We start from the raw sequence: 1,592 nt of genomic DNA, 5'->3' as shown, positions 1-1,592 counted from the left end.
CCGGGATGTGCTTGGGGATCGGGATCTCGTGATGTCCGCGACCCGCCATGTTGCGGTAGGCGGTGTTGCCGTCTGTCACGATCAGCGTGCCCGGCGCCGTGTTCTCTTCCACGAACGGGTGAAGTGAGGCGCGGCCGCGGCTCTTGATGATGCTCAGCCTAACGCGCCCCATGAGGCCGTCATCGAGACATTCGACAGCCCCCGCGATCATGATCTTGTCGGCGTCGGGCTCGCCCTTGAGACGCTCGAGGGTGTCGGCCTTCCGGCGAAATCGCATCTCGGTCTCGTCCACCTGGACGACCTCGTCAACCCCGCCCAGCGGCTCCCGATAAGGATCGACCATCGCCCGGCGCAGCTTGTGGAGAAGCAGCCAGGCGGTCTTGTAGGAGCCGATCCCGAGCTTACCCTGGAGCTGGAGGGCGGAAATGCCGTTCGAGTGAGTCGTCACCAGATGGGCCGCCATGAACCACGTCCGGAGCGGCAAGTGAGTGCCTTGCATGAAGGTGCCTGCGATGACGGAAACCTGCTTCCGGCACAGCGACACAACCCCGTCCTCGTCCGCCTTCTCGCCAGCGCACTCCCAGACCCAGGGCTTGCCCCTCAGCTTCCATCCCTTCGGCGATCCGCAGTGCGGGCAGACGAAGCCATTCGGCCAGCGGCGCTGCGCCAGATAGGCCGCGCAGGAGTAGTCGTCCGGGAACATCGTCTGGAACTGCTCCAGCGACGGCGGGCGGTCATACCTCCAGCGGAAGACGTGCTCGTGGGCCATGCGACACCGCTAGCATGGCGAGGTGAGGCGGCGCGAGCCAATCCACTAGATATGGTTAAACCGGAGCGAGCGGGATAAGCCCTTATCTTGCGGAGATGAGTTCGAAGAGCAGGCTGGTCTCGGCCTGGTCCTTGGTGACGTAGGCCAGATCGTCGAGGATGAGCAGATCGAACTTGTCGAGCTTTGTGATGGCGGATTCGAGCTGGAGCTCACGCCGCGCGACCTGAAGCTTCTGAACGAGGTCGGTGGTGCGGGTGAACAGCACGCGCCAGCCGTTCTCGATCAGCGCGAGGCCGATGGCCGCGGCGAGATGGCTCTTTCCGCCGCCGGGCGGGCCGAACATGAGGATGTTGGCGCCCTTGGCAAGCCAGCTGTCGCCGGCGGCGATCGCCATCACCTGGGCCTTGGAGACCATGGGCACGGCGTCGAAGGCGAAGCTGTCGAGCGTCTTTCCGGGCGGCAGGTGCGCCTCGGCGAGGTGGCGTGCGATCCGGCGATGCGCCCGCTCGGCCAGTTCATGCTCGGCGATGGCCGAGAGGAAGCGGGCGGCGGGCCATCCTTCCCGATCGGCCTGCTCGGCAAATTGCGGCCAGAGCGTCTTGATCGTTGGCAGCCGCAGGTCGTTGAGCATGATGCCGAGCCGTGCTTCGTCGATGGCATGGGTGCTCTTCATGCGACCTCTCCCGCATAGGCCGCCCCGAGCAGGACTTCATAGCCGCTGAGCGATGCTGAACCGCCCCGGAAACTCCGGAGGCTGTTTGGTTTAAGTTATGCGGCCATGGCCGGTTGTTCCAGTGCGGCGTAGAAGTTTGCCTCAGCTTCT

1 protein-coding gene and 1 pseudogene are annotated in these 1,592 nt (G+C 64.8%); both read right to left on the bottom strand.

Annotation, left to right across the window (positions count from 1 at the left end; genetic code table 11):
* The coding region (locus L630_RS0120630) for an IS1595 family transposase (protein WP_024850054.1) at positions 1 to 769 on the bottom strand (769 nt) is incomplete at its 3' end.
* Between the two features lie 85 nt (positions 770 to 854).
* A pseudogene (locus L630_RS0120625) lies at positions 855 to 1,442 on the bottom strand (ATP-binding protein); the annotation flags it as partial.
* Between the last annotated feature and the right edge of the window lie 150 nt (positions 1,443 to 1,592).

Source organism: Aminobacter sp. J41, assembly GCF_000526635.1.
Lineage (GTDB): Bacteria > Pseudomonadota > Alphaproteobacteria > Rhizobiales > Rhizobiaceae > Aerobium.
The sequence above is the reverse complement of the archived record's forward strand: the minus strand, read 5'-3'. Positions and strand labels throughout refer to the sequence as shown.